The 23,837-nt window shown below is 35.3% G+C and carries 26 protein-coding genes and 1 tRNA gene; 3 read left to right on the forward strand and 24 right to left on the reverse strand.

What is annotated here, in order from left to right:
• Positions 1–165 precede the first annotated feature (165 nt).
• The gene (efp, locus tag GF867_RS11240; RefSeq protein WP_153833205.1) at positions 166–729 is read left to right on the forward strand and encodes an elongation factor P; all 564 of its coding nucleotides are present in this window, start codon (positions 166–168) and stop codon (positions 727–729) included.
• Positions 730–834: 105 nt separating this feature from the next.
• Here efp and GF867_RS11245 read toward each other — a convergent pair whose 3' ends face one another.
• From GF867_RS11245 to comGA, 24 genes are all read right to left on the reverse strand, one after another.
• Positions 835–1,557, reverse strand: coding sequence for a YoaK family protein (locus GF867_RS11245; protein WP_366927823.1), 723 nt, complete (start codon positions 1,555–1,557; stop codon positions 835–837).
• A 127-nt stretch (positions 1,558–1,684) separates the two neighbouring features.
• Positions 1,685–1,758, reverse strand: a tRNA-Arg gene (locus GF867_RS11250).
• A gap of 76 nt (positions 1,759–1,834) precedes the next feature.
• Positions 1,835–2,401, reverse strand: coding sequence for a peptide deformylase (def, locus tag GF867_RS11255; RefSeq protein WP_153833206.1), 567 nt, complete (start codon positions 2,399–2,401; stop codon positions 1,835–1,837).
• 3 nt (positions 2,402–2,404) lie between these two features.
• Positions 2,405–3,661: a GTPase HflX gene (gene hflX / locus GF867_RS11260; protein ID WP_153833207.1), complete on the reverse strand. Its 1,257-nt coding sequence runs from the start codon at positions 3,659–3,661 to the stop codon at positions 2,405–2,407.
• A gap of 13 nt (positions 3,662–3,674) precedes the next feature.
• Positions 3,675–4,634 (reverse strand): tRNA (adenosine(37)-N6)-dimethylallyltransferase MiaA, encoded by a 960-nt coding sequence (gene miaA / locus GF867_RS11265; RefSeq protein ID WP_366927824.1) that lies wholly within the window; start codon positions 4,632–4,634, stop codon positions 3,675–3,677.
• Between the two features lie 14 nt (positions 4,635–4,648).
• Positions 4,649–5,386, reverse strand: coding sequence for a glycerophosphodiester phosphodiesterase (locus GF867_RS11270; RefSeq protein ID WP_253940817.1), 738 nt, complete (start codon positions 5,384–5,386; stop codon positions 4,649–4,651).
• Between the two features lie 42 nt (positions 5,387–5,428).
• Entirely contained in the window at positions 5,429–7,183 is a 1,755-nt protein-coding gene (recN, locus tag GF867_RS11275; RefSeq protein WP_153833209.1) for a DNA repair protein RecN, read from the reverse strand.
• 53 nt (positions 7,184–7,236) lie between these two features.
• Positions 7,237–8,049: a TlyA family RNA methyltransferase gene (locus tag GF867_RS11280; RefSeq protein WP_153833210.1), complete on the reverse strand. Its 813-nt coding sequence runs from the start codon at positions 8,047–8,049 to the stop codon at positions 7,237–7,239.
• Positions 8,046–8,942: a polyprenyl synthetase family protein gene (locus GF867_RS11285; RefSeq protein WP_153833211.1), complete on the reverse strand. Its 897-nt coding sequence runs from the start codon at positions 8,940–8,942 to the stop codon at positions 8,046–8,048. The genes GF867_RS11280 and GF867_RS11285 overlap by 4 nt, the downstream gene beginning before the upstream one ends.
• Complete coding sequence (xseB, locus tag GF867_RS11290; RefSeq protein ID WP_153833212.1) at positions 8,942–9,178, reverse strand: exodeoxyribonuclease VII small subunit; 237 nt, start codon at positions 9,176–9,178, stop codon at positions 8,942–8,944. Before xseB ends, GF867_RS11285 begins: the two co-directional genes overlap by 1 nt.
• Positions 9,179–9,206: 28 nt before the next feature.
• A complete protein-coding gene (gene xseA / locus GF867_RS11295) occupies positions 9,207–10,568 on the reverse strand; it encodes an exodeoxyribonuclease VII large subunit (protein WP_153833213.1) in 1,362 nt (453 codons plus the stop codon).
• Positions 10,569–11,447, reverse strand: a complete 879-nt coding sequence (locus GF867_RS11300; protein WP_153833214.1) for a bifunctional 5,10-methylenetetrahydrofolate dehydrogenase/5,10-methenyltetrahydrofolate cyclohydrolase — start codon at positions 11,445–11,447, stop codon at positions 10,569–10,571.
• A gap of 159 nt (positions 11,448–11,606) precedes the next feature.
• Entirely contained in the window at positions 11,607–13,382 is a 1,776-nt protein-coding gene (locus GF867_RS11305) for a DUF1002 domain-containing protein (protein WP_153833215.1), read from the reverse strand.
• A gap of 222 nt (positions 13,383–13,604) precedes the next feature.
• Positions 13,605–14,045 (reverse strand): transcription antitermination factor NusB, encoded by a 441-nt coding sequence (gene nusB / locus GF867_RS11310; RefSeq protein WP_253940815.1) that lies wholly within the window; start codon positions 14,043–14,045, stop codon positions 13,605–13,607.
• Positions 14,038–14,475: an Asp23/Gls24 family envelope stress response protein gene (locus GF867_RS11315; RefSeq protein WP_153833217.1), complete on the reverse strand. Its 438-nt coding sequence runs from the start codon at positions 14,473–14,475 to the stop codon at positions 14,038–14,040. Before GF867_RS11315 ends, nusB begins: the two co-directional genes overlap by 8 nt.
• A 65-nt stretch (positions 14,476–14,540) precedes the next feature.
• Positions 14,541–15,602 (reverse strand): M24 family metallopeptidase, encoded by a 1,062-nt coding sequence (locus GF867_RS11320; RefSeq protein ID WP_153833218.1) that lies wholly within the window; start codon positions 15,600–15,602, stop codon positions 14,541–14,543.
• Positions 15,603–15,751: 149 nt separating this feature from the next.
• Positions 15,752–16,705, reverse strand: coding sequence for a 2-keto-3-deoxygluconate permease (locus GF867_RS11325; RefSeq protein WP_153833219.1), 954 nt, complete (start codon positions 16,703–16,705; stop codon positions 15,752–15,754).
• 355 nt (positions 16,706–17,060) lie between these two features.
• Positions 17,061–17,879 carry a hypothetical protein gene (locus GF867_RS11330; RefSeq protein ID WP_153833220.1) on the reverse strand — a complete coding sequence of 273 codons (819 nt, stop codon included), beginning with the start codon at positions 17,877–17,879 and terminating at the stop codon, positions 17,061–17,063.
• Position 17,880: 1 nt separating this feature from the next.
• Entirely contained in the window at positions 17,881–18,303 is a 423-nt protein-coding gene (locus GF867_RS11335) for a ComGF family competence protein (protein WP_153833221.1), read from the reverse strand.
• Positions 18,281–18,649, reverse strand: coding sequence for a type II secretion system protein (locus tag GF867_RS11340; RefSeq protein ID WP_153833222.1), 369 nt, complete (start codon positions 18,647–18,649; stop codon positions 18,281–18,283). Before GF867_RS11340 ends, GF867_RS11335 begins: the two co-directional genes overlap by 23 nt.
• On the reverse strand, positions 18,633–19,079 hold the full coding sequence (gene comGD / locus GF867_RS11345; protein ID WP_366927825.1) for a competence type IV pilus minor pilin ComGD: 447 nt from the start codon (positions 19,077–19,079) through the stop codon (positions 18,633–18,635). The genes GF867_RS11340 and comGD overlap by 17 nt, the downstream gene beginning before the upstream one ends.
• Positions 19,079–19,414 carry a competence type IV pilus major pilin ComGC gene (gene comGC / locus GF867_RS11350; protein ID WP_153833224.1) on the reverse strand — a complete coding sequence of 112 codons (336 nt, stop codon included), beginning with the start codon at positions 19,412–19,414 and terminating at the stop codon, positions 19,079–19,081. The genes comGD and comGC overlap by 1 nt, the downstream gene beginning before the upstream one ends.
• Positions 19,415–19,427: 13 nt before the next feature.
• Positions 19,428–20,498 (reverse strand): competence type IV pilus assembly protein ComGB, encoded by a 1,071-nt coding sequence (gene comGB, locus GF867_RS11355; RefSeq protein ID WP_153833225.1) that lies wholly within the window; start codon positions 20,496–20,498, stop codon positions 19,428–19,430.
• Positions 20,452–21,459, reverse strand: coding sequence for a competence type IV pilus ATPase ComGA (gene comGA, locus GF867_RS11360; protein WP_366927827.1), 1,008 nt, complete (start codon positions 21,457–21,459; stop codon positions 20,452–20,454). Before comGA ends, comGB begins: the two co-directional genes overlap by 47 nt.
• Before the next feature lie 275 nt (positions 21,460–21,734).
• Between comGA and GF867_RS11365 the strand changes: the two genes are divergently transcribed.
• Together GF867_RS11365 and rnjA are read left to right on the forward strand one after the other, a co-directional pair.
• The gene (locus GF867_RS11365) at positions 21,735–21,950 is read left to right on the forward strand and encodes a DNA-directed RNA polymerase subunit epsilon (protein WP_153833227.1); all 216 of its coding nucleotides are present in this window, start codon (positions 21,735–21,737) and stop codon (positions 21,948–21,950) included.
• Positions 21,951–21,952: 2 nt separating this feature from the next.
• Positions 21,953–23,677: a ribonuclease J1 gene (gene rnjA, locus GF867_RS11370; protein WP_153833228.1), complete on the forward strand. Its 1,725-nt coding sequence runs from the start codon at positions 21,953–21,955 to the stop codon at positions 23,675–23,677.
• Positions 23,678–23,837 lie beyond the last annotated feature (160 nt).

Raw genomic sequence — 23,837 nt, forward strand, 5'->3', positions numbered from 1 at the left:
TATAACATAATTTAATTAAAATTAAAATTCTCTCATTTAATATTTTGGAATAGTTTTTACAAGGTGAATCTATCTTTTTCATAACATTTATCTCAGCAATGATAGTCAGTTCGAATATTTGTGATATAATGGTTGAGTAAATTTCGAAATAAAGGAGAAATATTAATGATTAATGCTTCAGATTTAAAAGCAGGTATGACTTTTGTTCAAGACGGTAAATTAATTAAAGTACTTGAAGCTAGTCACCACAAACCAGGTAAAGGTAACACAGTAATGCGTATGAAACTTCGTGATGTTCGTAGTGGTGGGACTTACGAAACTACATTCAGACCTAACGAAAGCTTTGAACGTGCTTTCTTAGATTCTAAGTCTGTTCAATTCTTATATTCTATGGATGATACTGCGTTCTTTATGGACTTAGAGACATACGAACAATATGAGATTCCTACTGAATCAATTGAAAACGAAATGTTATACTTATTAGAAAACATGGAAGTTAAAATTCAATTCTTCGGTCACGAAGTAATTGGTGTTGAACTACCAGGTTCAGTTACATTAACTGTTGTTGAAACGCAACCATCTATTAAAGGTGCAACAGTTACTGGTTCTGGTAAACCAGCTACAATGCAAACTGGCTTAGTAGTAAACGTTCCTGACTTTATCGAAGTTGGCGAAGCTTTAGAAGTTAGTACAGCTGATGGTGCTTACCAACGTCGTGCTCAAAAATAATTTCATTTAATTAATTGTGCAATTCACAAAAAAGTCTATCGATTTATCGATAGACTTTTTTTGTCGTTATTTAATGTTAAAAAATATCTTACAAATTTTCGTTTATTAGATATTTATATAGTCAAATAAATTTTTATCATCACTAGCACTTTCATTTCTTTGTGAAACTAAATAGTTAAAATGATGATATAACAAAAAGTATAAAAGTCCTGTAAACATATATATACTGCTAGCTGCTTGCCAAATGTTTAGATCGGTATAGAAAAGTATTGAGGTGCTTAACAAACCGCCTAATAAAAAGCAACTTAAATTAATTAGCTGAAAACGAGCTTTCCACAACTCTGAATGGCGACCAGCTAATGCTCGGCCAATTGCTAAACCAGTGTCTGTTAGATTTCCAGTCATATGAGTCGTTCGCACTATAATCCCCTTATAATACACAAACATACCATTTTGTAGACCGAGTACCATTGTCGTTTCAAGCAAGTACCAATTTGAGTGTTTTATATAAATGCTACCAAATACAATTAGAAGGCTAATGATAATTTCAATCCAACCATAACGGCGTTTCAGTTTAAATTGCTGATCTGGGAAAAGAAAGCCACTTATCACAGTTCCGATTAAGTAAGACAAGAGAAGCATAATTATTTGAAGAAAACCGCTAAAATCGCCTTCTATTAAGCGAATCATACTATTGGTTAAATTTCCCGTGTGATGTGAACTTGGCATCGCAAATTGCATAAGAGTTATGGCGTTGAGGAAGCCTGCAGATGCTGTTAACAATAATATCCAACTCGTAAATTGAAATCTAAGAACTTTTTTTCTCACGATTTAACCTTCCATCTTTTAGTTTATAATGATTCGAGATGATACAAACATTCAGAAATAATCTATTTTTGGACAAAAAAGACCTTTTCTATTTTTACAAAGAGAAAAGGTCATGTTGTACCAATTACGTCACAGGCAGGATTCGAACCTGCGACCGTTCGCTTAGAAGGCGAATGCTCTATCCAGCTGAGCTACTATGACTTGTTTCATAACAACTTCATTAGTATACAACATAACTAATAAGTCTGTCAACTAGTTGTTATGAAAAACTTTAAAATTATAATAATTTTGTATTCTTATCTGGTGTCCAAGGGTGTTCTGCGTTGATATGATCATAAAACATAATCCCTTTTAGATGATCTAATTCATGTTGTGTCACAACCGCTAAGTAATCTGTTAATTTCATTTCGTAGGTATTGCCTTCGAAATCTTGATACTCTAAACGAATTCTTTTCGGACGCGGAACTAAGCCGGGCACTTCACGATTAACTGATAAACAGCCTTCCCCTTCTTTTAAAGCTACTTGCTGAACAGAGTGACTTTTAATGCGAGGGTTAAACATAACTTCACTAATAATAGGTTCAGTCTCATACCCCTCTTCATCATAATCCATTACATGAACTGCGAAAATTTGTTTGTTAATATTTAACTGAGTTGCTGCCAAGCCAACACCTGGACGCAAGCCATATTTTTCTGCTAATTCATTATCTTGACTGTTAATTAAAAATTGAAGCATTTCTTTTCCTAATTGACGAGTTTCTTCATCTAATGGAAACTTAACAGCTTCTGCTGGTGTGCGAAGTGAAGGATGACCTTCTTCTACGATATCTTTCATCGTAATCATACACTAATTACCTCCTGCATTACGGTTATCTTCGACTAATCGGCGTCGATAACCTGTAAGTATATAAAATTGATGTTCTTCATTAAAATCGATTGATTCGATCAATGTTTTCTGACGATACAAAGCGAGTAATTCAGATTCTTCTGGTTGAATTTCAACCGTGAATTTTTCTGAATTTTCTAAACTTACTTCCCAAATCTTTTGCTTTAAGCGTTCAAGATCATCGGGTTCATAAGCTGAAATTAAAACATTCGGAAACAGAGTTGGTTCAAAGTTTCCGTTCTCTATTTTATCAGATTTGTTATAAACTGTTAACAAGGGAATATGCTCCATGTTTAAGTCTTTCAGAAGAGACAGAACAGTTTGTTCATGTCTATCTCGTTCTGGACTTGATGCATCTACGACATGAATCATCAAATCAACATAACGCATCTCCTCAAGTGTTGATTTAAACGCCTGGATTAGCTGTGTCGGTAATTCCTCAATAAAACCAACTGTATCGGTTAAAGTAAAGGCTGTTTGACCATTAATCGTTAACTTGCGAGTCAATGGATCTAGCGTAGCAAATAATTGATCTTGAATATATGTTTCAGTTTCTGTTAACTGACTTAATAAAGTTGACTTTCCAGCATTGGTATAACCGACTAATCCCAAATTAAACTCTCGCCCACTCTGACGTCTAATACGTGTTCGTTCGCGATGACTATCCAAATCTTCAAGCTCTTTTTTTATATTATTAATCAAAGACCTAATATAACGGCGATCTGTTTCTAACTTTGTTTCACCAGGACCACGCGTTCCTATTCCTCCACCCAGACGTGACAAATACTTACCTTGTCCATGCATTCTTGGTAAAAGAAATTCATATTGAGCCAATTCAACTTGCAATTTACCTTCACGACTATTTGCTCGTAAAGCAAAAATATCCAAAATTAATTGAACACGGTCAATTACCCTAACTTCTAAACCTTCTTCGATATGACGATTCATGCTGGGCGTAAGTTCATTAAAGAAAATAACTAAATCAATTTCTTCAACTTCGACTTGAGCTTTAATTTCCTCTAGTTTCCCACTACCAACAGCAGTTCTAGTATCTAAACGCGTTAATTTCTGTGTCATTATTTTTACAGGTTCACCACCTGCGGTTTCAGTTAGTGACGAAAGTTCTTTCATCAACGATGCGAAATGCTCGTCTGAATACTTTTGTGTTTGCACCCCGACGAGCATGACTCGCTCGGGACTACTCTCAACTTCTATCATATAATTAATTCACCTAATCCTTTTCAATTTTTATAAGATGTTGTTTGACAATTGCGACTGCTTTTTCAATAGCTAGTTGTTCATCCGAGTTATCTAGCCAATTCACTGCTTTTAAGCGATTTCTAAACCAAGTTAATTGTCTTTTGGCATATCGACGAGAATTTAATTGAATCGTTTCAATCACACTCTCTTTACTAATATCCCCAGCAAAATATGGCCACCATTCTTTATAGCCAATTCCCTTCATACTAGGGATTCTATCTCCTTGAGCGATATCAAATAATTGCTTAGCTTCAGCTTCCAACCCTTGTTCAGCCATCATGGCAACTCTTCTGTTTATTCTATCATATAATTCAGCTCTAGGGCGATCTAATATCAAGACAGATTCATTAAAGACAGATTGCTGTTCATTATGACTCTGTTGAGCAGAGAATAATTCTCCCGTAACATGAATAACTTCTAAGGCTCTAATTGTACGACGTACATTTTGTGCAGGTATCTTAGCAGCTGCGGCTGGATCTAAGGAATTTAATTCTTCCCATAAAACCTCTTCACCTAATTCGATTGCTTTGTTTTCGAACGACTGACGTATCATGGGATTGCTACTAGCTCGGCCACCAAATTCTAAATCATATAGTAAACCTTCAAGATAAAGTCCGGTTCCGCCAACCACTATTGGCAGTTTTCCTCTATTCCAAATTTCCTGAATTAATTGAGTTGCTTCCGCTTTAAAACGACTAGCATCATATTCTTCAGTCACTTCAAGAATATCTAACAAGTGATGTGGAACGCCATTCATCTCTTCAACTGTAATCTTCCCGGTCCCAATATCAAGGTGTTTATACACTTGCATACTATCACCATTAATAATTTCACCATTAAATGTTTTCGCCAGATGAATACTCATCTCAGTTTTACCAACGGCAGTCGGACCTCCAATAACAAGCAAGGGTATTTCGACTAAATCACTCACTAAAATTCTCCTAACTAATTTGACGCTAACTCACTTCGCAAAGCAAGTGCTTGTCGTGGGTAATCCGTCATGATTACTTCTATATTTCTTTCTTCATTCAATAACCAATTCCGAATATCAGCTAAATCATTTACAGTCCAGAGTCGTAATGGCAAATCACCCTGATAAGCTGATTCTAATTGTGCTACTAATCTAAAATCAATGTGTAACCCATGTGGCGCTATTTCTGGAATTAAATGTTGATATGTCATTAAGGGTTGAGCAAATAACAATGCCAATTCAGCTTGCGGTTCTAATTTTTTCATACGATTAATCGTATGCCAATTAAAACTTGAATAAATGATTGGATAACTTCTTGGCTTGCTTTCAATCAATTCCTTCACTAGTTTTTCAATGCCTTGATACTCATTTTGATCTGTTTTTAATTCAATATTTAAATCACCTGTAAATGTCAACTCATCTAATAAATTTAAAACTTCAGCTAAAGTCGGCAGAAGCTCCTCACTAACACTGCCATCAACATTCAATAAGTTTGCTTGCTTCAATTCAGCAAGTGTTAGTGTTTGAACTTCACCTGATTTGTTAGTAGTACGGTCGAGTGTTTCATCATGAATCACAACCATTTCATTGTCTTTAGACAAATGTACATCTAATTCGATACCCTCTACACCTAATTCTACAGCCGATTGAAAAGCCGCTAGACTATTTTCAGGATATTCAGATTTATTTCCACGATGGGCATAAATTTTCATCAAAAGAAAGCTCCTTTATTAGTGACTAATAACAACATCAATTTAACGATTGCTTTGATAATCTTGTAAGAGTTCTTTGGCTAATTGTAATGACGTTTGAGTTAATACTTTCCCAGACATCATTTGTGCAATAACTTCACTACGATCATCTAGGTTTAAACTTTCAACACGAGTTGAAGTTCTTTCACCTGTTACTGCTTTAGATATATACAATTGATTTTCTGCAATGGCGGCAACTTGAGCTAAATGAGTGATGCATAGGACTTGATGACGCAAACTAATTTGGTGAATTTTCTCAGCAATTGCTTGAGCCACTCGTCCTGATACTCCTGTATCAATCTCATCAAAAACCATGACTTTAGCAAGTTCTGCTTGCCCAAAAACAGCTTTCAAGGCTAACATAAAACGCGATAATTCTCCACCACTCGCAACCTTAACTAGTGGTTTTAAACTTTCTCCAACGTTAGTTGCGACAAAAAATTCTACTTGATCATAGCCTGTTTCATCTAGCGATACAATTGTTTGCTGATTAATTAATTGTTCATTAATGTCAACAAACGCATTGTCTTTCATTTTTTGCTTAAACTGAACATCAAAGCGACTATTTTCCATATACAAATCGACCAATTCAGCTTCTATTTGACCAATCAATGCGGTCGCATTCTCTTGTCTAATCGCATGTAATTGATCTGCTAGCGCTTTAGCTTTTTCATATGCCAACACTAATCGCTTAGCTAAGTCATCCAAATATTGTTCACGATGTTTAATTTGATAAACTTCCTCTGAAATCTCATCAAAGTAAATAAGTATTTCTTCAATCGACATATTATATTTACGTTTCAATTGCCCAAGCTGACTCAAACGACTTTCAATCTCATCAATTGACTGATCATCTGTTTCTAAATTCAATTCGGATGCTGCCAGCTGATGAGCAATTTCTTGCAAATCATAGTAAGTACTCTCTAACCGTTTTAGTAATTCGGGGTAAATTTCATCATAACTTTGAATTTCTATTAATAATCTCATAATTTGATCCGTTTGAGTTAATAGACTAGTATCTGAATCACTGAATAACTGATTTATACTCGCAATATTGGAGGCTATCTTCTGAGCACCTTGTAACTTTATGCTTAGTTTTTCTAATTGTTCATCTTCAGCTAGCACTAACTCAGCTTCTTCGATTTCAGCTATTTGAAACTCAAGGAAACTGACCCTTTGTGCTTGCTCAGTTTCAGTCCTTTGTGCTTTTAACCAAGCTTGACGCAACTCGCGATACGTTTCATAGGCTGTTTGATAGCGTTTTTTAACTGGCTCCAATTTTTTAGTAGCATATTGGTCTAATAAGTTTAAATGTTGCTGATTATCCAATAAAGCTTGATGTTCATTTTGTCCATGGATATCCACCAAATAACTTCCAATATCCTTTAATAAAGTTACATTTGCCAATTGCCCATTAATACGTATCAGATTTTTACCTGAAGCATGAATTTCTCGGCGAATAATAAGTCCTTCAGTAAGTGCGGATTCTTGATCTACGTCCAAACCAAATTGTTGAAAAGCTATTAAGAGTCCTTCTGGCACTGTGTTGAAGGTAAATAATCCTTCAACTAAAAGACGTTGTTCTCCTGTCCGAATAAATTCGGTAGAGCCGCGACCACCACATAGAATCCCTAAGGCATCAATGATAATAGATTTCCCTGCACCTGTTTCACCAGATAAAACAGTCATACCACTAGAAAAATCAATACTCACACGATCAATAATTGCAAAATTTTCAATTGATAAACTCTCTAACATGTTCTTCTCACCTATTCTCTGGATAACTTATGAAGTATTTTGATTACGAAAATTTAAAAAGTTGAATGTGCTTCTTTCACAACTGTTTTTATGTCAATAGCTTGCCAACTATCATTATTGATTTCCTTAGTATTCTTCAAATGTGCCAAGAATTCAATGTTTCCTTCTCCTCCTGTAATTGGAGAAAAAGTTAAATCAACAATTGTATAACCAATGCGTGCGATGAATTGTAAAACTTCTGTCACGACCTCTAAGTGTACTTGCGGATCCTTAATGACACCATTCTTACCTAAACGTTCTCTACCAGCCTCAAATTGTGGCTTAATGAGCGCCAATACCGACCCATTATTCTCCAGAATATCTACTAAAGGTGGTAAAATTAAGGCCAATGAGATAAACGAAACGTCAATACTTGAAATTGTTGGTTGGCCTTGTGTGAAATCTTCCGGTGTTGAATAACGGAAATTTTGTCTTTCCATTACAACCACTCGTTCATCCTGTCGTAAAGAATATGCCAACTGATTATAGCCTACATCCAAGGCATAACTTTGCTTCGCTCCGAATTGAAGTGCAGCATCAGTGAAGCCTCCCGTAGACGCACCGATATCTAATAGAATTTGATCTGTCATATCAATACCAAAACTCTTTATTGCTTTTTCTAATTTCAAGCCACCGCGACTAACGTAAGGAATTGTTTTCCCCTTTATGTGGAGTTGTTTAGTGCTATCAATTTTCTCTCCTGGCTTATCGTAACGCTGATTATTTTCATCGTAAACTTGTCCTGCCATAATATAACGACGTGCTTGCTCGCGCGACTCCGTTAAACCAGCTTGAACTACTAATTTATCTACACGTTCTTTTTTCATGATTTATCTCCACGCTCTACCACTAGTTTATCTAGAAAATAAGATAAACCTGTATAATTTTTTCCTGTACGATCTGTTAAAAGTGTTAGTTGCTGACGAGCAGTATTTAATTCGGTGTTTAGCGCCTCAATTGCACCATCTAAACCTAGAACTGCAGGATAAGTTGTCTTATCTAAAACTGCATCACCTTGTTCTTTTTTGCCTGTTTCTTCTTCAGTACCTAAAACATCCATCAAATCATTATGTATTTGATAGGCAGTTCCAAAATGATGAGTAAAAATTTCTAAAGGTTCAGCGACATCATGAGGCAAATTACAAATAATTGCAGCAGCTTTCGCGGCGAAAATAAATAATTGTCCCGTTTTAAGTAAGTGGATTTGAGCGAGTTGCTCCAATGTAATTTTAACCTTTTCTGCTTCAATATCTTTAAGTTGACCCGCTACCATCCCTTGAGATCCTGCAGCTAAACTTAACTGTTGAGTTAAGCGTATTTTCTGGTTATCATTTAATAAGTCATCCTCAGCAATAATCACAAATGCATCTGTCAATAAAGCATCTCCAGCTAATATTGCAGTCGCTTCATCGAACTGAATATGATTAGTAGGTTGACCTCGTCTTAAATCATCATTATCCATCGCTGGTAAATCATCATGAATTAAAGAATACGTGTGAATGTATTCTAGTGCAATCGCAGAGCGAAGACCTTTTTTAACATCATCCATCGAATTGATTTCTAACATCGCCAAAAGTAATAACGGACGTAATCTTTTGCCTCCATTTTTTAAGGAGTATAACATCGGTTTTAACATTTCAATCGGTGTCATCACATAGCGAATTTGTTGGTCTAAAGTAGACTCAAAGATATCACGTAATACATTTAAAGTGTTTGTCATTATGCTTTTACCTCATCTAGAGGTACCTCACCTGTTTCTGTCATCATTTTTGCTACTGTTTGTTCCGCTTCTACTAGTGTTTTCTGACAAAATTGACTCAGTTCAACACCATCTTTGAACGCTGTTAAAGCATCGGCCAAAGGAAGCTCCCCCTTCTCTAACTGCTGAACAATTTGTTCTAATTGTTCAATCGCTACTTCAAAACTAGCGGGTTTATCTGTCTTCTTAACAGCCATTAATTTCTTCCTTTCTTAATACCTTCTCTTAAATTAGTTTTTCTTCATGAATACTTTTCACTTCAGCCACAACTTGCCCATCAACAAATTGCACTTTCATTTCATCACCAATCGATAATTGGTCAATAGTCGTGACATGCTGTTGTTCATGTTCTATCAAAGCATAGCCTCGCGACATACTTTTTAACGGACTATACGCATCCAATAAATGAGCTTGATGCTTTAAATTCTGTTGTTTCTGCTGCATTACTTGTTTGAATTGTTGTTTTAATTGATTATCTAAATTATTAACAATTTGCTGCCAATGTTTTAGCTGCTGATTCGGATGCTGACTGTTCAGACGTTGCATCAAGTAATTTAAACGATAAGTTAATTGCTCAAAATAACGATGTTGTTGCGCTTCAAGACGTTGCACACTCAGGTCTAATTGTTGAATATATGCTTGATATAAACGTTCTGGTTGCTTTAATACATACGACTCATTTGAACGCTCAAACTGTTTGCGAGCGACAGTTAGCTTTTGCTTCATCGCATAGTTCATTCGTTGTTTCAGAATTACGATTCGTTCCAACAAATCCGTTAAAACCGGAACAGCGATTTCTGCTGCTGCGGTGGGAGTAGCAGCGCGAATATCTGCTACTAAATCAGCTAAAGTTGTATCTGTTTCGTGACCGATTGAAGAAATAACGGGTAAACTACACGCAAGAATTGCTTGAGCTACCGCTTCTTCATTAAAGCACCATAAATCCTCAATCGATCCACCACCACGCGCTAAAATTACTGTATCAAATTCTTCAGCAACGTTCTCTACTTTATTAAAAGCAGCCACAATCTCTGCAGTAGCTTCCTTACCTTGTACACGCGTTGGAAAAACGGTCACTTCCACAATTGGGAAACGACGTTGGATAGTCGTCAGAATATCTCGAATCACTGCCCCGGTAGGACTCGTAATAACCGCGATTTTCTTTGGAAATACTGGAATTGCTTTTTTAGGCAAATCAAACAAACCAGCTGCTTGAAACTTCTGCTTCAACTGTTCCAACGCTTGATACAGTGCTCCTACCCCATCAGGCTCCATCGAGTCAATGGTTAATTGATACTGTCCACTTGGTTCATAGAGCGTAATACGCCCCACAGCTAAAACTTTCATTCCTTCTTCGACTTTAAACGGCACTTTGTTAAAAGCGCCTTTATACATGACCGCATTGATTCGCGCCCGTTCATCTTTCAAACTGAAATATTGATGCCCATTGGGACGCGGACGAAAATTCGAAATTTCTCCAATTACCCACACTCTTTGTAGGTATGGATCAACGTCAAATTTTCTTTTAAGATAACTCGTTAAAGCATGAACACTCAAATATTGCTGCTGAGTGGTTTGTTCTGACATTTAATCACGTCCTAAATAGTCTTGTGGATCAAGATTGTTTTGTAAACAAGCACATAAAATAGTTTGTTCCATCAACATCGCCACCGTCATTGGCCCTACTCCACCAGGTACTGGTGTAATTGCACTGACTTTATCGAATACTTCATCATATTCAACGTCACCTGCTAATTTTCCACTTGGTAGACGATTGATACCAACATCAATGACAACTGCTCCGTCTTTCAAATGGTCTGCCGTGATAGTTCCTGCGCGTCCAACTGCAGAAATTAAAATATCTGCATTGCGAGTGTGTGCTTTCAAATCAGCTGTTCTCGTATGACAAACGGTAACCGTCCCATTTAAATGTGTTAATAATAAAGATAATGGCAAGCCAACAATTTGACTACGTCCAACTATCGTAATATTTTTACCTGAAGGATCGATATCATACGCAGCTAATAAATTAATAATACCTTTGGGAGTACATGCCACAACCGTCGCATCATTAGCCACCAGTTTACCCACATTATAAGGATGGAAACCATCTACATCTTTGCTAGGCAGGATTTCTTCTTTAACTTGCTTTTCACTTAAATGTTTCGGCAGTGGGAATTGTACAATCATCCCTGAAACGTTATTATCTTCGTTCAGTTGGCGAATTTGCTCAGATAATTCAGCTTGCGTTGTGCTTTCTGGCAAAGTTAACCAATCAAAAGCCATTCCAATTTTCAAGGCAGTTTTCTGTTTCTGACCAACATATACTTTACTCGCTTCATCTTCCCCAACTGTTACAACGACCAGTTTTGGAACCACACTTACTTCCGCTAAACGAGAAACGACATTTGTGAAATCAGCAACCAATTTTTGTGAACGTAATTTACCATTAATTATTGTTGTCATGAACATCCTCCTAAGATACACGTTAGTACATATTTTATCATAGATTTTATATTGAAACTATTGAACGCTGTCGACTTTCAACTTTACTTCGCTTACGTTCGTATAATAACAAAAAGCCTAGTAATTTTAACTAGGCTTTCTGCATATATTACTAACTAATTATTCTCCTGCCTCATCAGAATTCGCTGCTTCTTCAAGACTATCACTTGTTGTTTCAGTCTCTTCTGAAGACACATTCTCCGATGATGCTTCTTGTTCAGTTGTTTCTTCTATAACTTCTGTTTCTGACAATACTTCTGAAGTTTCTTCTTCCGTTACTTCTGCTGCTGGGGCAACATATCCTGGAATAGTAAAATCAGCCGGAATTTCAGCCGGTACATAACTATTCTCAACATCTACCCCATAAATCGCTGCAAAATTGAAGGTTGGCGCTAAAGCTATTGCTTCCCCTGTCACTTCATCATATTGAACAATACTATCATCCGCTAAATTAAATTCAACATCTGCCACTAAAGATGCGTGACTAACCTCATCAAAACGAATAAAGAAATTAATGTATTCATTTGCTTGAGTTATTTCCGAATAGCTGTATACTTCTGGCGCTAAACCAGTAGCATTTGCGATACGTTGAATGATTTCAGCTAATACAGGATTAGCACTTCTTAGGCTATCTACCGCATTCAACTGTTGTAACCACTGATCTTTTAGCGTTACATATTCAATTCCAACAGATGCTGCGGCTGCTTCTCTTTCACTTTCAGTATTCGCTGCATATTGATACATTAAAGTTCTCATTTCATTTAACGCATCTAACTCAGTTGGCGTTAACTCTGGTACTAAAGCTTCGAAGATAAATGTATGCGCATATAATTGTTCGATTGAACCGCCAGCTTCAATAGTACTATAAAAATTATCGTAGAAAGCTTGAATTAAAGGATGATAAACCGTTGCATCACTAAAGTCATTTCTTTCAGCTGCTAATAAGTCCTCTACAGTTGTAGAGCCTTCTTGGCTCGCTAAAATTTGAGACCAAGATTGCCCAGCAGTATTGGCTTGCGTATCTTGAAGTTGTTTTACTACATCTGCATCTTTGGCTTGATCAGTTTCTGCAAATGAAGCTGCCCATTCAGCTAGTTCAGCAAGTGTCTCAGGCGAAACATTAACTTCAGTATTATTTACTGTTGTAGAATTATCAATATTTGTGCTGTTGTCTATATTGTTAATTGTATTAATGATTGTTTGTTCAACTAATGCAGTAATATCTGCCTCAGTTAAATTTGTTTCCTCATTTTCAGTTATTTCAATAATAATTTGTTGCTTAATTTCAGATGCAATTTGATTCGCTTGTTCATCTGTCAATTCAGAATCTTCTTGCACTTGTTGAATAACTTGAATTTCCTTTTCAGCAACTTGAATAGATTGTTGATTTAATTGAACACCTGATTGTTCTAGTAAAGCATAAACACCCGCTAGAGCTCCCTCACCTGTAACTGGACTAACTGTCGCAATTTTAACCAGCACATTTTTCGCCCCAGCTGTAATTGCCGCGTTTTGATAGGTAGCTGGTGTTACCACCGTAATATTCTGTGGTGTTACCACTTGCACTTGTACACCATAACCTTCTGGTTGTGATTGAATAAATGCACTCGAATAAACAATCGTATCAGCATTAGAGCCATCTTGTAAGAAGCGGTTGATAACTGTACCATCAACTAATACAGTATTTGTAGGTGTCACGTCAGATGCACCTAATAATTGAATGGTTTGTTGTTGTTGTTCAGATGTCAATGAGCCACCTAATGATAATAATTGTTGAGACTCCACTTCACTTATTGCTTGAACAAATGCACTAGTACCGTTGATTAAAGGACTAGATACTGGCGCTAATGTAATAGCTGCTAGCAGTGCTGCTCCAATTCTTAAGCTTTTTTTCATATTTTCCACACTCCTAAATTGTTTAGTATTACTAATTTTATAAGAATCTGATTCCCTCAGACAAAATACTATAAAAATTTCGATTAAGAAATAAACTAATTATATATATATAGTTTAAATCCTTTCAAAAATGATAACAAGCAACTTTCTAATTATTCACAATTAAGCAAACAAAAACCCAAAAAAAGAAGAAAAATCTTCACACTTTTTGGGTCCAAGGTATTATGCTTGATTTTCGAGCACTTTAGCTAAAACGCCACTGATAAAGTTTCGTGATTTATCGTCACTAAAAGCTTTACTTAATTCAATCGCTTCGTTTACAGCTACAGTATTGGGTACGCGTGCGTTATCAACGAAAAGAATTTCATAAAAGGCGATGCGTAAAATAGTCAAATCGATTTTCGCAATCGTTGAGATTGTCCAATCTGTTAAGTATTGAGAAATCTGTTGATCAAGTGTAGCTTGTTGAGCCATTACTCCTTCAACTAATTCACGTAAATAAGCATCTACATTGCCTGCATATCCCTCTTCTGGATCATTGCCAGCAAATAATGCAAAGTCCAATGCATCCTCTGTTGTAATATCTTCTAATGGCGCAATTAACTGAAACACTGTTTGAACAGCTTTAATACGCACTTCATGTCTTGTTAACTTATTATTCAAAGGTTTCACCATCTTCAAATTCTTCATCAAGATGCAAATATTCTTGTTCTGAAGCTGGTTCTGTTTCAATTGACACAACATGAACGTTTACTTCTTGAACAACTAAATCTGTCATAAATAAAATTTGTTCTTTCACTCTTTCTTGAACTTTGATGGCAACTTCTGGAACAGAAAACCCATATTGTAAACGAATTTCTGTATCAATCGCAATCGCATTTTCTTCACGACGTACCTTAACACCAATACGGTCTCGACTACGCGTTACAAAACCACCAATTTCATTCTGAACACTCGCGTGTAATTTATATACGCCTTCTACTTCACTTGCTGCTTTAGCTGCAATACTCTCTAAAACACCGGTCGTGATATTAATTTCTCCTAAATTTAAAGAAACATTTGATTCAAACGGCACATTTGTTTTCTTAGACATATTGTCGCCTCCTTTTCTATACAATTAAGTATCGTGTATATTTTAGCTGAAAATCACACAATTTACTATAAGATTATTAAATGTTTTGGGCTATTATTCGTACTTTCTACACCATCTTCTGTAACAATTAGGTCATTTTCAATACGAACGCCACCTAAGCCTGGAATATAGATACCTGGCTCATTAGTAATGACCATTCCTGCTTTAACCGGTTCATCGTTTTTAACAGAAATTGCTGGTAGTTCATGAACATCTAATCCCAATCCGTGTCCAGTACTATGCCCGAAATACTCACCGTACCCTTGTTCTGTAATATAATCACGTGCCAACGCATCAATTTCTTTACCAGTCATTCCTGCTTTTGCACTACTATTTACACGCTCATGTGCTTCTAAAACAATGTGATAAATCTTTTCTAATTCAGGATCAACTTTACCAACAGCAATCGTTCTAGTCATATCTGAACTATAGCCATTGTAGTAACAACCCCAGTCCAGTGTAATCATATCACCATCTTCAATCACTTTATTAGAAGCAACGCCATGTGGCATTGAAGAACGAACACCACTCGCAACGATCGTATCAAACGACATTGCTGAAGCACCTTTACTTTTTAGAAAGGCTTCCAACTCATTGGCAACTTCTAATTCAGTTACACCAGGTTTAATGAATTTCAGAATGTGATCAAATGATTGGTCTGTAATCTCACATGCAGCCTTAATTAATGCTAATTCTTCGGGCTCTTTAATTTCACGAATTTTTTCAACTAAACCTTGTGTTTCAACAATTTCAGCAGTAAATAATTCTTTAATTTGTAAATACGTCGCCACATTCATCTGATTTGCTTCAATTGCAATTTTAGTTACATTGTTTTCATTTAAAAGTTCATTCACTTCTGCCATAATCGGTTGCTTATGAATTCTAATATTAAAGCCCACTGCTTGCTCGGCAGCTTGTTCAGTATATCTAAAATCCGTCACAAAATATGACTCAGTTGCTGTAATGATAGCGACACCAGCACTACCAGTAAAGTTGGCTAAGTAGCGTAAGTTTTTAGACTCTGTCACTAATAAAGCATCAACATTCAGCTCTGTTAATTTATTTCTTACCTTATCAATTCTTGACATAAAACATCCTTCTTTCTATTCATTCTTGAATAGTATACCAAAATTTATTGCATTTAAGAAACATTTCTGTTTAAACAAATGGTTGAACAGAAAAAAAGTGTCAACTATCAATGAATTGATAATCAACACTTAATAATTAGCTGTTCACTCTAGAAATCATGAGTTTCTGAAATATCTAAATGATTATGAATGTCTAATTTTTTTGCTAAGAATGGTGTGATAATACTTGAAAGCACTACACCGAAAGCAATTTGAGCAGTAGCAGAAGCGACAAAAGGCTCAATTGCTGGGTTAGTCTGCGAAATGATAAAAGGCACTGATACTGACATACCTGCAATCGAACTAATCGCCAATGATGAAATACCATCCGTTTTAACAAATTTCGTTTCCACCATTAATAAAATTGGAACCATTAAAACGTAAAACATTATCGTAATAATAACACCTTGTAGCCCAGACTGAACCGCTTCAATCAAGTTGATACTCGCTCCAAAGCTCCAACCCATGAAAGGTGTTAATACAGAAACACCTGGAGCTAGGAATTTCGCCATATTCTCATCTAAGTTACCAACTAACATACCTAAAAGAATTGGAACTAGCGTAGAAATAATTGGCATCCAGTCGATAGCCGTTTCTTGAGATAAACCAAAGATTAGCATCGGATAAGCTGGTACACACAATAGTCCCACTAAACCAAATGCAGAAACATCATCTGGCGTTCCCATTTCATCTTCTAGAGCCAAATAAAGTGATGGGTTCGTACTACAAATTGAAGCGATAAAAGCAACCGTACTAATTCCCCAAATACCTGCTTGTCCAAATAACTGGATAAAAATAATACTTGCAATGACACAAATGATAGTTTTTGTTAGCAGTAAAACCCCTTGCTTTTTCAATACTTTCCCAATTCGATGAACATTCAGTCCTGCTCCAGAACAAAAACACGTTAACCCAATTACATAGTTCAAACCATCAGTTGTAAACATCGCTTGTGTCATTCCTCCGATTCTAAATAATTCCGGTGAAAATGTATAGAATATTGCACTTAATAACATCGGAACTAACAGTAGTCCTCCCGGGAATTTCCTCATAAAATTATACATATAATGCCTTCTTTCTTTTAATCCTTTACTATATTAACAACATTTCGAATAAAAACAAGTGTTTTTTTGTGAAAGCACAAACAATTCAAAAAAATATTTTTTTGTTTGAAATCACTAAATATAATTAAAGGCATTTTATAATTTTCACATAAATATAAATAAAACTACCTTTCAAATTTTTGCAATTTAAACGGTAGTTTTTATGTTTATGACTATTGAGTTTATTATTAAAATCTATGGAGTATATATATTTGTTTGTTTGTTGTTTGTTTGTTGTTTGTTTGTTTGTTGTTTGTTTGTTTGTTGTTTGTTTGTTGTTTGTTTGTTGATTCGTATTTATATGTGCTTGTATTTTTTAATTATTTTTTGAATAGATTTCTCCTTGCCAAATAATTAAAAATTGAGTGTGTTCAATCTGTTTTGACTTAGATCTTTTAAAATTAGATTGTTTTAATTGACTACTTAACTGATATCGGGTGATTTGATTAGTTAATAAAATACTACCAGTATTGAATGTGAATAAGGTTTGAGGGAGTCCTTCAAAAATCCAATTTTTTATCGCATTGCGCTGAACTTGTTGTTCTAAAATAAATCCCACATTAATTAATTGATTTTTTAAAGTCATAAAAACCTGATTATTCAAATTGTTGTTATCTAAGGGAAACGGGCTGTATGTTCCGTTCTTATTTAATACTCCTTCACAATATATCGTTTCAAATAGTCTACAATTGTCTTGTGAATCATCATTTATGTATAGGGAATGGCGATAAATGATAATTCTTTCTTCATTTTCATTATGGCTGAGTAGGGTTGCCCAGCCAACTTGATTTTCTTCTAATCCCCATTCAATTATATTTAATCTATTTTTCATCACTTCATGTTGAATAGATAAATCAGATAAAACTTTATTCTCGAGAGACTTTGTCGAAAGGAAAGTGACATCATTTAGTATATCTTCAATCATAACATGTTGTATCTCATCTTGATAGTAAGATTGGAACTGCAAGTATTGTTGACTATTTAGTTGATTCAAATGTAATATTCCCCAATACACTACTTGACTAATTAACATAAATACAATAACAATCGGCAGAACAATGCCTCGTTTTCGCAGATTTTTATTATTCATCGGAGGTTGAAATTTGATAAACTGCTTTAAAAATATTTGCGGCATTTTAATCTCCTGTTAGGATGGTTGCAGAAAATTTTTGATTATTATTAAAAGTAACAGTCACAGTAAGTAAAGGTTCACTCCATGTAAGTTGCCAATCTAAAACATCATATAAATAAGGTTGGTGGCCTGGGGTCTTATAAATCTTTTGATTGGCGTGAATCACTTTTTGTGATTTGTTGGATGAGTTTAAATGAATTTCACCCTTAGATACTTCCAACGATTCAAAAGCGTTTAGCTCTAAACTAAGTATTTTAATAAATAATTGAAATTCTAAGAATTTATCTGTACGAAGCGTTTCCTCTACTCGATGATAACTTGTAACAGCCATGTTCATGCTGTGCATTATTAATGCAGATACTAACAAAGTGAGCAATGTTTCGTAGAGTGTAAATCCCAGTTTACTATTCGGTGGCTTCGTAAACATCGACTTTCTCCAAATTTATCGTTAATGTCGATCCATCAGAAAATTCAATCTTACATCTATAGTTTTCACAAAGAAAAGAAGCTACATCTAAGATTTCATTCTCTTGATTATGGTTAAATATGTAATGTTCGAAATTATCAGCTGGATAATTTTGACTTTTACTAAAGTAATCAAGTTTGACTAATTCATGGAACAGATTCCATTTTTGAGTTTCTGTCCTCAATTCTGTCATCCTTGTCATTTCCAAATAAAATGCCGGTAAATAAAGCATTAAAATTAAGCTGAATAAACTTAAGGCTATTAAAGTTTCAGCAAAAGTAAACGCACGTTTATTGACGAATTTCAAATTTACCACTTCCTAATTGAAAAACAATTTCTACACGCTGACCTTCTCGATGTCTAAAAACCACCGTGCTAAAGTTATTCGTTCTGCCATCAGGATAATGAGTAAAGGTCAAAGTAGTTTCTAAATACCAAAATTCTGGGATTTTAATCTGACTAATTGATTCCACCTGACCAACTACTTGAAACTCAATATAAGGTAGATTTTTCCAAAAACGCACATTTACTTGTGTTTCTTGTAGTACACTCACTCCTTGAGCAAGATTAAGTCCTGCTACAACTTGATCAAAAAAAAGGCGCGACTCAATTTTTTCAGTAATATCCTTGTTTGGATATAACGAAGCGAATAATAATACAAATGATATAATTAGTAACACGAGTAATGTTTCAATCAATGTAAAAGCGTTTGTTGACTTCTTAATTATACGGGACACTAGTTACTCGGAATGGCAATTGGTAAAGTAAGAATTGTTTCTCCGCTGATATTTAATAGTTTTTCAGCTTCTGACACTTGCTTGGTTGTAATATACCCTGCATTGTGTAACTCATTCATTGAAACATCTGGATCATTCTCTACGAGCAAATATGTATTGGCCTGAGTCTCAATAATATCTGCAATATTCTGGGCCGCTTGCTGGTTGATGCGATCTCTTTGACCTGCCACGTTTGGTATGATGATTGCCATCAATAATGCTACGACAATCAATACGATAAGCATTTCTAAAAGAGTGAACCCACGATTATTCTTCAATAATTTCTTAATTTGCATGAAATTTCTCCTACTAAAAATCCATTGTCAACATCGGCAACATAATTGTTAAATACATAGCCATGACAAATATGGCAATTACTAAGAATAGAATCGGTTGAATATAACCAATTCTTTTTGATACATCTTGCATTAAATCAACAAATAATTTTTCTGAATATACCTTACACTTTTGAGCTGTTTGACTTGTCAATTCTCCTTGATAAATAATTAAGGGTAATTCAATGGTAAAAAGCTCCAACTCAATCAATATTTCAGTCAGAGGCATTCCTAAAGTCATACCTTCTTTTAGCTTCTCTGCTATTTCAGTTAGAAAGGGATCTATGGGATAAAGGATCAATACCTCTATCGTTTGCAACAGTGAATACCCTCCTTCAAAGAAATAACCAAGTTCTTTAGCTATTTTATAAGAACAATAACTTCTAACCCAATGCTTTATCATTGGTATTCTTACAAGACGTTGATAGCGTAATAAATATGACAAGTTTAAATAATAAAAATCAAAAATCAAATAGCCGATTAATAACACTGCCGCTGTTATCATGCTGATTTGCGGCAAGTAATTAAAGAAGACGATTAATATGCGTACAAGAATATTACTATCAAAAGTCTCTTGGGTAATGAAACTCATAATATGAGGAAGAAGTAATAATCTCATACCAAACATCATCGCAACTAAAAACACTGTCATTAGCAAAGGATAAGTTAATACTCTTTTTATTTTTTGTTGATAATCATGCATTTTTTCGATTTGTAGCCCTGCTGCTCGCAGTGCTTGAATGAATCTTCCTTGTTTTTGAGCGTAAAATAACTGAGCAACTACTTCATTAGAATAACCTAGGAAATGTATGCTTTTTTCAAAAGACAGACCACTTTGTAGCGCATCCATCACTTCATCAATTAGGTGCTCTTGAGGCTTCATCAGTAATTTAATAAAAACCAAACTCTGATAGATTGAAAATCCTTCTTCAAGTAAATCAGCGAGAGTCAGAAGAAAGTATGCTTTATGTTTTTGTTTCAATTTTTTTGCTTGATTACTAGAGAATTTCAAATTGAGTAAGAGAGTTTTTGTCGATATAGCCACAAGCCCACGCCTTTCTTAATTTTTGATTGAGTGTCAGAAAATTTAGGTCTTGTTCTTGAGCTGTTAAAGCTGACTTCAAATCAGTGCCCGCTAGTATTTCTAGGATTGCGGATCTTTTGTTCTCTAGAGGTAACCAGTCACAATCTGGTAAACAATCCCCCTTACATTTGTAGCAATAACGAGGAACTAACCGCTGAGAAACAACACCAATTAAAGTTTGTTTAAGTTGTTCATTCGTTACTTTTAACTCCTGCAATCTAGCGATTACTCCTAAGGCATCTTTAGCATGGATAGTAGCAATCATTAAATGACCAGTTAAAGCCCCGCGAATGGACATACGAGCTGTTTCTTCATCACGTATTTCACCAATCATCAATACATCCGGATGGTGTCGTAAAGATGATTTAATTAACACGTCATAAGAAATGCCAGCCATTTCATTCACCTCAGTTTGAAGGAATTTTTCTTCGTAAATTTCGACGGGATCTTCCATTGTAATTATTTGAAGTGTTTCTTCTGCCATCCTCGCTCTAAGCAGTTGATAAATGGTTGTAGTTTTCCCAGATCCAACTGGTCCAGAGAATAGTATCAATCCACTTTTTCTTCTAATTAACGAAGTTAGCAATAAGATGTCCTCTGGGAAATATGTTCGAATGGTCGGTTGATTTTTAGCCTGTTGCCGAATCACTCTAATAACAAGTGACTCAAGTAATAGAACGTTCGTTATTGTCGAAAAGCGTAATTCGATGGGATGGTCGTCAACCATCAAATGCGCTGCACCAGACTGTGGCTTTCGTTTCTCGCCAACATCCATATTTGCTAAAAATTTAAAATAACTAATCAATCGTTTACCCCACTCAATTTTTTTTATTTCAAATTGAGTGAGCTTCCCATTAACTCTGAAATAAATACAATAAGATTCAGCATTAAGCGGAAGCAAATGTATATCAGAGACTCCAATCTTAACCGCTGCTTTTGATTAAATCTTTTGCATCTTGTTCAATCATCTAATCGCTCCTTTCAAATTTTATTAACAATTTACTTGTCATATATAAATACAATTTTTTTTGCGATTTGTGCTTTTTAATTGTTTAAGTTTTTATTAAGATAATGAATACCTTTTCAAAAGGTCCACTTGGTATACTTGAAAAATAAAGTATGCTAAAATGAAAGAGGCTAAGAGTGGCTAACGCTCAACACTCAGTTGAAAATAAATAAAAGGAGTTAAATATACAAATGATATTTAAAGTAATTTACCAAGAAAGCAAAAATCAAATTCCAAATCGCGAGAAAACACAATCAATGTTTTTAGAAGCTGAAAGCATTATTGAAGCTAGAGAAAAATTGGCTAACAATACACCATACAATATTGAATTGGTCCAAGAAATCTCTGGCGCTCATCTAGAATATGAGCAAGAAAATAATCCAGACTTCAAAATTGTGGAGTTCTAAACATGTCAGTTAATTTAAAAAACAACGAAGCTGGAGTCTTCGCTGTTGGAGGTCTAAACGAAATTGGCAAGAATATGTATGGCGTTCAATTTCAAGACGAGATCATTATTTTAGATAGCGGGGTTATGTTCCCGGAAGACGATTTATTAGGGATTGACTATGTCATTCCAGATTATCAATATATTTTACAAAATCGTCATAAAGTTAAAGCTTTAATTATTAGTCACGGTCACGAGGACCACATTGGAGGAATTCCTTTCTTACTCCAACAAATCAATGTACCTATTTATGCTGGAAAGCTAGCTAGCGCATTAATTCGTAACAAACTACACGAGAGAGGTTTGTTACGCGACGCTAATATTACAGAGATAGACGAGAACACTGTCATTCGCTTCAGAAAAACAAGCGTTAGTTTTTATCGTACTACTCACAGTATTCCTGAGGCATATGGTGTTGTTGTTAAAACACCTCCAGGAAACATTGTATTTACTGGAGATTATAAGTTTGATTTCACTCCTGTTGGAGAACCAGCAGATTTACATCGAATGGCTAGAATTGGTGAAGAAGGTGTTCTAGCTTTGCTAAGCGATAGTACTAACTCTGAAATTCCAACATTCACAAAATCAGAACAAATTGTAGGGCAGTCTATAAAGAATATTATTCAGAGAGTTTCTGGTCGTGTTATTTTTGCGACATTCGCTTCTAACGTTTCGAGATTGCAACAAGTTATTCAAACAGCTAAAGAAACTGGAAGAAAAGTTGCCGTATTTGGTAGAAGTATGGAAAGCGCAATAAAGACTGGTCGTGAATTAGGTTATATCCAAGATGAAAATAATGATGTCATCATCGATAACCGTGATATAAACAATCACCCAGCTGAACAAATGATTATTCTTTGTACTGGATCTCAAGGTGAACCAATGGCCGCCCTTAGCCGAATTGCAGCAGGTTCTCACCGTCAAATCCACTTACAACCTGAAGACACTGTTATTTTTTCAAGTTCTCCAATTCCTGGGAATACGATCAGTGTAAATAGGGTCATTAACCAATTATCAGAAGCTGGCGCTAATGTTATTCATGGTAAATTTAATAACATTCATACATCTGGTCACGGTGGTCAACAAGAACAACTTTTAATGCTACGCCTAATGAAACCTAAATATTTCATCCCAGTTCATGGTGAATATCGTATGCTGAGTATTCATGCTGGATTAGCCCAACGAACAGGTATTGCTAAAGAAAACTGTTATGTTATGGAAAATGGACAAATGTTAGCATTAACTGCCGACTCAGCTCGTTTAGCTGGTCGTTTCCCTGCTAACGATGTCTATGTAGATGGTAGTGGAATTGGTGACATTGGTAGCATTGTCCTAAGAGACCGTAAAAGTTTGTCAGAAGATGGTTTAGTAATTGTTACTGCAACCATTGATTACCAAAATAAACAATTAGTCAGTGGTCCAGACATTATGTCACGTGGCTTCATTTACATGCGTGAATCTGGTGATTTAATTCATGACTTACAAAATAACTTACGTTCAATCATCAATCGTGGTTTAAATGAAAATGGCAATAATGTAACCGAACGAATGATTCGAGATTTAATCTTTGAACAAATTCATCCACTAATTTATGAGAAAACAGAACGCAGTCCTATGATCTTACCTGTCTTATTAGACATCAACAAAGGCGTGCGTAAACGTACTGCTAAAGTCGAACAAGAAGACTAAACAAATACCCCCAACTTTTATCGTGATAAAAGTTGGTTCTTTGTCAAATAGTGTTGGTGAATATTTAAGGCGATAGATTTAGTTCTATCGTCTTTTTTTGATGTAAGTATATTAGTCATCTGTTGGATTAGAGTATATTCGTCTATAGAGCCGCTTCGTC

The organism is Fundicoccus ignavus (assembly GCF_009659375.1).
In the GTDB taxonomy this organism is placed as follows: domain Bacteria; phylum Bacillota; class Bacilli; order Lactobacillales; family Aerococcaceae; genus Fundicoccus; species Fundicoccus ignavus.

Bases quoted from the DNA above. Each gene is read 5' to 3' on its own strand.
- efp (WP_153833205.1), top strand. From the start codon at position 166: ATGATTAATGCTTCAGATTTAAAAGCAGGTATGACTTTTGTTCAAGAC.
- GF867_RS11315 (WP_153833217.1), bottom strand. From the start codon at position 14,475: ATGTCTAAGAAAACAAATGTGCCGTTTGAATCAAATGTTTCTTTAAAT.
- def (WP_153833206.1), bottom strand. From the start codon at position 2,401: ATGATTACGATGAAAGATATCGTAGAAGAAGGTCATCCTTCACTTCGC.
- xseB (WP_153833212.1), bottom strand. From the start codon at position 9,178: ATGGCTGTTAAGAAGACAGATAAACCCGCTAGTTTTGAAGTAGCGATT.
- comGC (WP_153833224.1), bottom strand. From the start codon at position 19,414: ATGCAAATTAAGAAATTATTGAAGAATAATCGTGGGTTCACTCTTTTA.
- GF867_RS11330 (WP_153833220.1), bottom strand. From the start codon at position 17,879: ATGCCGCAAATATTTTTAAAGCAGTTTATCAAATTTCAACCTCCGATG.
- rnjA (WP_153833228.1), top strand. From the start codon at position 21,953: ATGTCAGTTAATTTAAAAAACAACGAAGCTGGAGTCTTCGCTGTTGGA.
- GF867_RS11365 (WP_153833227.1), top strand. From the start codon at position 21,735: ATGATATTTAAAGTAATTTACCAAGAAAGCAAAAATCAAATTCCAAAT.
- xseA (WP_153833213.1), bottom strand. From the start codon at position 10,568: ATGTCAGAACAAACCACTCAGCAGCAATATTTGAGTGTTCATGCTTTA.
- GF867_RS11300 (WP_153833214.1), bottom strand. From the start codon at position 11,447: ATGACAACAATAATTAATGGTAAATTACGTTCACAAAAATTGGTTGCT.
- GF867_RS11320 (WP_153833218.1), bottom strand. From the start codon at position 15,602: ATGTCAAGAATTGATAAGGTAAGAAATAAATTAACAGAGCTGAATGTT.
- GF867_RS11335 (WP_153833221.1), bottom strand. From the start codon at position 18,303: ATGTTTACGAAGCCACCGAATAGTAAACTGGGATTTACACTCTACGAA.
- GF867_RS11285 (WP_153833211.1), bottom strand. From the start codon at position 8,942: ATGACAAACACTTTAAATGTATTACGTGATATCTTTGAGTCTACTTTA.
- GF867_RS11280 (WP_153833210.1), bottom strand. From the start codon at position 8,049: ATGAAAAAAGAACGTGTAGATAAATTAGTAGTTCAAGCTGGTTTAACG.
- GF867_RS11325 (WP_153833219.1), bottom strand. From the start codon at position 16,705: ATGTATAATTTTATGAGGAAATTCCCGGGAGGACTACTGTTAGTTCCG.
- recN (WP_153833209.1), bottom strand. From the start codon at position 7,183: ATGTTAGAGAGTTTATCAATTGAAAATTTTGCAATTATTGATCGTGTG.
- GF867_RS11305 (WP_153833215.1), bottom strand. From the start codon at position 13,382: ATGAAAAAAAGCTTAAGAATTGGAGCAGCACTGCTAGCAGCTATTACA.
- hflX (WP_153833207.1), bottom strand. From the start codon at position 3,661: ATGATAGAAGTTGAGAGTAGTCCCGAGCGAGTCATGCTCGTCGGGGTG.
- GF867_RS11270 (WP_253940817.1), bottom strand. From the start codon at position 5,386: ATGAAAATTTATGCCCATCGTGGAAATAAATCTGAATATCCTGAAAAT.